7 protein-coding genes are annotated in these 7028 nt (G+C 56.2%); 5 read left to right on the top strand and 2 right to left on the bottom strand.

Features of this window, described 5'->3' with window-relative positions; translation table 11 throughout:
• The first annotated feature begins 304 nt into the window (after nucleotides 1–304).
• A complete protein-coding gene (cysZ, locus tag B347_RS0116865; RefSeq protein WP_019410867.1) occupies nucleotides 305–1060 on the top strand; it encodes a sulfate transporter CysZ in 756 nt (251 codons plus the stop codon).
• 179 nt (nucleotides 1061–1239) lie between these two features.
• Nucleotides 1240–2421 carry a glycosyltransferase family 4 protein gene (locus tag B347_RS25125; RefSeq protein WP_019410868.1) on the top strand — a complete coding sequence of 394 codons (1182 nt, stop codon included), beginning with the start codon at nucleotides 1240–1242 and terminating at the stop codon, nucleotides 2419–2421.
• 70 nt (nucleotides 2422–2491) lie between these two features.
• On the opposite strand, the gene B347_RS0116875 is transcribed toward B347_RS25125, so the two are convergent.
• Nucleotides 2492–2974 carry a glutathione peroxidase gene (locus B347_RS0116875; RefSeq protein WP_019410869.1) on the bottom strand — a complete coding sequence of 161 codons (483 nt, stop codon included), beginning with the start codon at nucleotides 2972–2974 and terminating at the stop codon, nucleotides 2492–2494.
• 133 nt (nucleotides 2975–3107) lie between these two features.
• Nucleotides 3108–3593 (bottom strand): FKBP-type peptidyl-prolyl cis-trans isomerase, encoded by a 486-nt coding sequence (locus tag B347_RS0116880; RefSeq protein ID WP_019410870.1) that lies wholly within the window; start codon nucleotides 3591–3593, stop codon nucleotides 3108–3110.
• On the opposite strand from B347_RS0116880, the gene B347_RS0116885 reads away from it, so the two are divergent.
• The 3 genes from B347_RS0116885 to B347_RS0116895 are packed head-to-tail and all read left to right on the top strand — an operon-like array spanning nucleotide 3562 to nucleotide 6963.
• Entirely contained in the window at nucleotides 3562–3900 is a 339-nt protein-coding gene (locus B347_RS0116885) for a DUF3565 domain-containing protein (RefSeq protein ID WP_026014249.1), read from the top strand. The two genes, B347_RS0116880 and B347_RS0116885, sit on opposite strands and share 32 nt — an antisense overlap.
• Nucleotides 3901–3960: 60 nt before the next feature.
• Nucleotides 3961–6060, top strand: a complete 2100-nt coding sequence (pta, locus tag B347_RS0116890) for a phosphate acetyltransferase (protein WP_019410872.1) — start codon at nucleotides 3961–3963, stop codon at nucleotides 6058–6060.
• A complete protein-coding gene (locus B347_RS0116895) occupies nucleotides 6061–6963 on the top strand; it encodes an acyltransferase (RefSeq protein WP_019410873.1) in 903 nt (300 codons plus the stop codon).
• Nucleotides 6964–7028: the final 65 nt, after the last annotated feature.

Raw genomic sequence — 7028 nt, forward strand, 5'->3', positions numbered from 1 at the left:
TCCTATGACCGCCCGTGTTAAAACCGGGTCGGAACGCCGCTTTACCGGCTGGAATAAAAAGAAACCGCACACCCGCTCAGGCCAAGCCTGAAACCCGCAGGTCCTGAAAAATGTAGGTGCAGCGTATAGAGGCCGCTGAGAGTAAGGAAATACGCATTAACAATCCAGCTCATAGCAGGTCTCTATGTAGCCAAATTCATCATTGGGCGTCTTTGTTACAGTTATTGTCGATCTTGAGACTGGGCTTTCGTCATACAGATAAAGCCGTTAAGGTCGGCCGGTTTTCACTTGCTCGGAGCCCACTATGCCCGCCCCCGTTCTTTCTGGTCCGCAGTACCTGCGTGAAGGTCTAAAGCTGGTCCTGAGCCCAGGCCTGCGTTTATTCGTGCTATTGCCGCTGCTGATCAACCTAGTGCTGTTCGTCGGGCTGATTTACTTCGCCGGGCATCAGTTCAGCCTTTGGGTCGATGCACTGATGCCGTCGCTCCCCAGTTGGCTCAGTTTTCTCAACTACGTGTTATGGCCACTGTTTGTGGTGCTGGTTGCGCTGATGGTGTTTTTCACCTTCACCATGCTGGCCAATATTATTGCCGCGCCCTTTAACGGGTTTCTCTCGGAAAAAGTCGAAGCCGTGGTACGCGGTGTTGATAACTCCCCACCTTTTAGTTGGGGCGAACTGATCGCAATGGTGCCCCGCACGCTGGTGCGTGAAATGCGCAAGTTGGGTTACTTTCTGCCCCGAGCCATTGCCTTGCTGATTCTCTCGTTTGTACCCGTGGTTAACCTGATCGCTGCACCGTTGTGGCTGATTTTCGGGGTCTGGATGATGGCCATCCAGTACATCGACTACCCGGCGGACAACCACAAACTGGGCTGGAACGAAATGCTCGCCTGGCTGCGTGAAAAGCGCTGGCAAAGTCTGAGTTTTGGTGGGGTGGTGTACCTAGTGTTGCTGATTCCGGTGGTCAACATCCTGATGATGCCAGCAGCCGTGGCCGGGGCGACGTTGTTTTGGGTGCGTGAACGCGGCGAAGCAGCATTGGTCGTCAAAAAACCTTGAAACACTTGTCTGGGCGCAAAACCTTGTTTGCGCCCGATGGCACTACATAGATATGCCCTCCCAGCGCTCATCGCCGTGGTTCAAACGATGAGAGCCGCCCGCATCAGCACGGCTTATTAGCCATAAAATCATCACTTAGCTGACACGTAGTCGACATAGATCACGTTGAGACTGGCGCTATGACAACTGCCCTGCATATATCCCTGATCACCGAAACTTTTCCACCTGAAATCAACGGTGTGGCTAACACCCTTGGCCGTTTGTTTGATGGGTTACGCGCTCGCGACCACCATGTCGAACTGGTGCGTCCACGTCAGACATGCGACGGTAATCAGCGCAGCAATGATCAGTTGATGCTCTGCCGTGGCTGGTCTATGCCGGGCTACCCCGGCTTGCAGTGGGGCGTAGCTTCCACCCGTCGATTGATGAAACGCTGGCAATTGCAACGCCCGGATGTGGTGTATATCGCTACTGAAGGCCCTTTAGGGCTGTGTGCGCTTCGCGTTGCCCGCCGACTGGGGATTGCCGTGGTTAGCGGTTTTCACACCAATTTCCAGCAATACTCCAGTGTGTATGGCTTGGGCGTGTTCACCCGGTTCCTGACTCAGTATTTGCGCTGGTTTCACAACCGCTCAGCGTTAACCCTGGTCCCCAGTACCAGCCAGCGGCTTGAGCTGGAGCGCCGGCACTTTGATCGACTGGAGTTGCTTGAGCGCGGGGTCGACAGTCGACTGTTTAGCCCGGCAAAACGCCAGAACGCCCTGCGTCAAAGTTGGGGCTTGGGCGAAAACGACATTGCGCTGCTGCATGTGGGCCGTCTGGCACCTGAAAAGAATCTGGGGGCGCTAAAACGCTGTCTGGATGCTCTGCAAGAGCGTTACCCACGGCGCAGATTCAGATTGATTGTGGTCGGCGACGGCCCCAAACGCACCACACTCGAAGCCTCACTGCCCGAAGCGATTTTTTGTGGGGCTCAATCAGGCGAAGACCTAGCACGCCACTACGCCTGCGGTGATGTGTTCTTATTTCCCAGCATGACCGAGACCTTTGGCAATGTAGTGCTCGAAGCGCTGGCATCTGGGTTGGGGGTTGTGGCCTATGACGCCGCAGCCGCTGGTCAGCATATTCGGCACGGCTATAACGGTGTACTGGCCATGCCCGGCGATGAGTACGCCTTAATTGATGCGGCAGCCTGGCTGCTCGAAGACCCGGAAACCTTGCGCACGGTGCGTCTTAATGCGCGTCACCATGCGTGTCGCCAAGGTTGGCCGGGGATTATCGAGCAGTTTGAAGGTCAGTTGCAGCGGGCCTGCCAGAGCAACATCGATTCACCCGCGCTGCCTACACCCTCAAAGCTGTAGGCGCTTGCCTCGCGATCTTTTCAAAGATCAAAAGATCGCGAGCCAAACTCGCTACAAGAAGAGTGCTCGATTAGGCCAGCGCCTTTTCAATCGCCTGAATAACAGTGGCCTCGTCCGGCGTCGTGCGAGGTGAGAAGCGCGCCAGAACTCGACCGTCCGGGCCGACCAAAAACTTCTCGAAATTCCAGGTAATGTCGCCAGGGAACTCGGCCCCTTCACCTGCCAGTAAGCGATAGAGCTGGTGACGGGCAGGGCCATTAACCTCAACTTTGCTGCTCAACGGGAAAGACACACCGTAATTGAGGCTGCAAAACGCCTGAATGTCTTCTTCAGTGCCCGGCTCTTGCCCAGCGAACTGATTGCAAGGCACGCCCAATACGCTGAAGCCTTGCTCTTTGTACTGTTGATGCAGGTTTTCCAAGGCCGCGTACTGCGGCGTCAAACCGCATTTGGAGGCAACGTTCACAACCAGTACCACCTGCCCTTTCAGGGTCTTAAGTGACAACGGTTTGCCGTCCAGTGCGTCTAAGGTAAGGTCGTGAAAAGCACTCATGACGGACTCCAAAATTCCCAGGCTAGTTTCAGACAATCGCTCAAGCTGACAATTGCCACACTCTCAACAATATAAAAAGGCGCCCGAAGGCGCCTTTTTATGGCTAGCTCAACCCTGAGCGTAGCTGCACTTATCAGTGCTGATGACCGCCTTCACCGTGAACGTGGCCGTGAGCCAGTTCTTCTTCGCTCGCGTCACGTACAGCAACAACCTTGACTTGGAAGTTCAGACGCTGGCCAGCCAATGGGTGGTTACCGTCTACAGTCACGTCGTCGCCGTCCAGATCACGGATGGTCACGATTTGCATTTGGCCGTCTGGCGCGGAAGCGTGGAACTGCATGCCCACTTCCAGTTGATCAACGCCTTCGAACATGCTGCTGCTCAACGTGCTAACCAGCTCAGCGGAGTATTCGCCGTAAGCGTCTTCAGGCTCTACAGCAACTACCAGCTCGTCACCAACGTTCTTGCCTACAAGCGCTTTTTCCAGACCTGGAATAATGTTGCCTGCGCCTTGCAGGTAAACCAGAGGAGCACCGCCAGCAGAGCTGTCGATGATCTCACCAGCGTCGTTGGTCAGGGTATATTCGATGGAGACAGCCTTGTTGGCGGCGATCGTCATGGGGCGAGACCTTTTGCAAAATAATAATGAGTTCGCAAGTTTAACCAAGCATTCGCACGAAAGCGAACACAACCAAGACCAACGGATAACTTTGAAAACTTCAACAATCATTGGCTGGCGACAAGATGAAGAACAGCACTGGGTCGTCGTGCTCTCGTGTGGCCATACTCAGCACCAGCGCCATCAACCACCTTGGCAATCGCGCCCTTGGGTCCTGGACCCAGAGCAACGGCTGAAAAAAATAGGCCAACCCTTTCGCTGTGGCTGGTGTGCTCAAGAGGCCGATAGCGTTAACCTTGGCAATTGATTCAGGCACATGTCTCGTTTATCGAGTGTTGCTCTTGCACTGCCACGTCAGGAAGCTCGCATGCAAACTTTCTTTATCGCCCCCACTGACTTTGGTGTGGGCCTGACATCTATCAGTCTCGGTCTGGTCCGTACCCTGGAACGTGCAGGTCTGAAGGTGGGTTTTTTCAAGCCGATTGCCCAACCGCACCCAGGTGACACCGGCCCTGAACGTTCTACCGAATTGGTGGCCCGCACTCACGGCCTCAAACCGCCAAAGCCTCTGGGTCTGGCACATGTCGAGCGGATGCTCGGTGATGGCCAACTGGATGAACTGCTCGAAGAGATCATCCGCCTTTATCAAGAAGCAGCCATTGGCAAAGATGTGCTGATCGTTGAAGGCATGGTGCCCACTCGCACCGCCAGTTACGCGGCCCGGGTCAATCTGCACCTAGCCAAGAGCCTGGATGCTGAAGTGATTTTGGTGTCGGCGCCGGAAAACGAAGTGCTGACCGAGCTTTCAGGCCGGGTTGAGTTGCAAGCGCAGCTGTTTGGCGGCCCGAAAGACCCGAAAGTACTCGGCGTAATCCTCAATAAAGTGCGAACCGACGAAAGCATGGAAGTGTTTTCGGCCCGCCTCAAAGAGCACTCGCCGTTGCTGCGCAGTGGTGACTTCAAGCTGCTGGGCTGCATTCCGTTCCAACCCGAACTCAATGCACCGCGCACCCGCGACGTAGCAGAATTGCTCGGGGCACAAGTGCTGAACGCGGGCGACTACGAAACCCGGCGCATGTCGAAGATCATCCTGTGCGCCCGCACCGTGCTCAATACCCTGCAACTGCTCAAACCCGGTGTATTGGTGGTAACCCCTGGTGATCGTGATGACATCATCTTGGCTGTCAGCCTGGCCGCCATGAACGGCGTACCGCTGGCGGGCCTGCTGCTGACCAGCGACACCAAGCCCGATCCGCGCCTGATGGAGCTGTGCCGTGGGGCCTTGCAAGCCGGGCTGCCCGTGCTGTCGGTGAGCACCGGCTCGTACGACACCGCTAACCAGCTCAATCAGCTCAACAAAGAGATCCCGATTGATGACCGCGAACGCGCAGAAATCATCACTGATTTTGTCGCCAGCCACCTCGACGCGCACTGGCTGCATCAGCGCTGCGGAACCCCACGCGAGATGCGCCTCACGCCTGCGGTGTTCCGCTATCAATTAATCCAGCGCGCCCAGCACGCCAATAAGCGGATCGTCTTGCCCGAAGGCAGCGAGCCTTTGACCGTGCAGGCCGCCGCCATTTGCCAGGCCCGCGGTATCGCCCGTTGCGTGCTGCTGGCCAAGCCTGAAGAGGTTCACGCCGTGGCCAAGGCCCATGGCTTTGAACTGCCGCCGGGACTGGAGATTCTCGACCCGGATGTAATTCGTGGCCGTTACGTCGAACCAATGGTGGCGTTGCGCAAAACCAAAAGCATCAATGCGCCGATGGCCGAACAGCAACTGGAAGACCCGGTGGTGATCGGCACCATGATGCTGGCACTGGACGAGGTCGACGGGCTAGTTTCCGGGGTCATCCACTCCACCGCCAACACCATCCGCCCTGCCCTGCAACTGATTAAAACGGCTCCCGGCTGCACATTGGTGTCGTCGGTATTCTTTATGTTGTTCCCTGAGCAAGTACTGGTTTACGGCGACTGCGTGATGAACCCGCACCCGTCCGCGACTGAGCTGGCCGAAATTGCCCTGCAAAGTGCCGACTCGGCGGCTGCGTTCGGGATTACCCCACGTGTGGCTATGATCAGTTACTCCAGCGGCGAATCAGCCAGCGGTGAAGAGGTCGAAAAAGTCCGTGAAGCCACCTTGCTGGCGCACGAAGCCCAGCACGCGCTACTGATCGACGGCCCGTTGCAATACGACGCCGCCGCCAACGAAGCAGTTGCCCGTCAGCTTGCGCCTAATAGCCAGGTTGCAGGCCGAGCTACCGTGTTTGTGTTCCCGGACCTGAACACCGGCAACACCACGCACAAAGCCGTACAACGTAGCGCCGATTGCGTCAGCCTAGGGCCGATGTTGCAAGGCCTGCGCAAACCGGTAAACGACCTGCCCCGCGGCGCCCAAGTGGACGACATCGTCTACACCATCGCCTTGACGGCGATTCAAGCCGCCAACCGACCTATGGATGTGTGAATGGACTCTCTGCCTGCGCCGTTACGCGGCGTCATTGCTTCATTGCTATTAGCGATCAACACCATCGTGTGCTGCACGCCGCTGTTTATCGTCGCCATTTTCAAGTTGTGCTTGCCGTTTGGAGCCGCGCAACGCGTGACTGATGAATTGATGCGGCATATCCACGAAGCGTGGGTGGGTAACAACAATCGCTGGATGGATTTACTGCGCAAGACCCGCTGGCATATCAAGGGCCTTGAAGGGCTGGACTACGAGCACTCGTACCTGGTGACCAGCAACCATCAGAGCTGGGTCGACATCATGGTGTTGCAATACGTGCTCAACAAACGTATCCGCCCATTGAAGTTCTTCCTTAAGCAAGAACTGATTTGGGTGCCGATTATTGGGCTAGCGTGGTGGGCGCTGGGCTTCCCGTTCATGAAGCGCTATTCCAAAGCCTACCTGGCCAAACACCCGGAAAAGAAAGGCGCAGACTTGGCGACCACGCGTAAAACCTGCGCCAAGTTCAAAGATCAATCGGTGGGGATTTTCAACTTCGTTGAGGGCACGCGCTTCACCGAAGCCAAACACGCCGCACAGCAATCACCGTTTCGCTACCTGCTCAAACCTAAAGCCGGGGGCATTGCTTTTGTGTTGGATGCGATGGGCGAACAGTTGAAGTCCATCGTCAACGTGACGATTCATTACCCAGGCGGACGCCCGGGGTATTGGGACTTGCTGTGCGGCAACGTGCGCGACGTGGTGGTAGTGTTTGAAGAGTTGGCGATTCCGGCGCAGTTTATTGGTCGAAACTACGACCAGGACGCCGAATACAAGTTGGCGTTTCAGGGCTGGATCAACCAGTTATGGGAAGACAAGGACCGGTTGCTGGACGAGTTGCATCGGCAATACTCAAAAGCCTAAGGCACCGTCGCTCCTACAAATTGAACTGCCCCCAAAAAGTTGGACACCCATCCAACTTTTTGGGT

Origin of the sequence: Pseudomonas psychrophila HA-4 (genome assembly GCF_000282975.1) — a bacterium.
Taxonomy (GTDB): Bacteria; Pseudomonadota; Gammaproteobacteria; order Pseudomonadales; family Pseudomonadaceae; genus Aquipseudomonas; species Aquipseudomonas psychrophila_A.

Excerpts from the sequence above, each read along its gene's own strand:
- B347_RS0116895 (WP_019410873.1), top strand. The coding sequence starts at position 6,061 with ATGGACTCTCTGCCTGCGCCGTTACGCGGCGTCATTGCTTCATTGCTA.
- cysZ (WP_019410867.1), top strand. The coding sequence starts at position 305 with ATGCCCGCCCCCGTTCTTTCTGGTCCGCAGTACCTGCGTGAAGGTCTA.
- B347_RS0116875 (WP_019410869.1), bottom strand. The coding sequence starts at position 2,974 with ATGAGTGCTTTTCACGACCTTACCTTAGACGCACTGGACGGCAAACCG.
- pta (WP_019410872.1), top strand. The coding sequence starts at position 3,961 with ATGCAAACTTTCTTTATCGCCCCCACTGACTTTGGTGTGGGCCTGACA.
- B347_RS25125 (WP_019410868.1), top strand. The coding sequence starts at position 1,240 with ATGACAACTGCCCTGCATATATCCCTGATCACCGAAACTTTTCCACCT.
- B347_RS0116880 (WP_019410870.1), bottom strand. The coding sequence starts at position 3,593 with ATGACGATCGCCGCCAACAAGGCTGTCTCCATCGAATATACCCTGACC.
- B347_RS0116885 (WP_026014249.1), top strand. The coding sequence starts at position 3,562 with ATGGAGACAGCCTTGTTGGCGGCGATCGTCATGGGGCGAGACCTTTTG.